Source organism: Mesorhizobium sp. M1A.F.Ca.IN.022.07.1.1, from assembly GCF_003997575.1.
GTDB lineage: Bacteria > Pseudomonadota > Alphaproteobacteria > Rhizobiales > Rhizobiaceae > Mesorhizobium.
Genome location: NZ_RZST01000754.1, coordinates 1 through 298, shown reverse-complemented (window position 1 = coordinate 298; position 298 = coordinate 1). Strand labels below are relative to the sequence as shown.

General features: G+C 60.7%; 1 pseudogene. It reads right to left on the bottom strand.

Going from position 1 to position 298, the window contains the following annotated elements:
* Positions 1–29: 29 nt before the first annotated feature.
* Positions 30–298, bottom strand: a pseudogene (locus EOA75_RS33780) (hypothetical protein); the annotation flags it as partial.

Genomic DNA, 298 nt, shown 5'->3' with positions numbered 1-298 from the left:
TCGAGGATCGGAGAGTATCCGCGCATTGTCTACTTTGTCTTGGATTTTTTCGGCTGGGATGGTTTAGGCGCGGTAGCCTTTTTTCGTGCGCCCTTATCGGCGTCTTCAGCATCCGCTTCAGCGGGCGGCTGCTGGTCGCGCTCGCAGGCTGCACGACGGCCAGGGGCGGCTGACGCGAACATCTCCCGGAGCTTGTAGCGGTGGCGTGACAGCGCCCGCAAAATGCCACCGGAAAGGCCTGCAATCAGCACCGGGGCCTTGATGCCGAGAAAGTCGAGAAGATCATGCATCAGGGCCT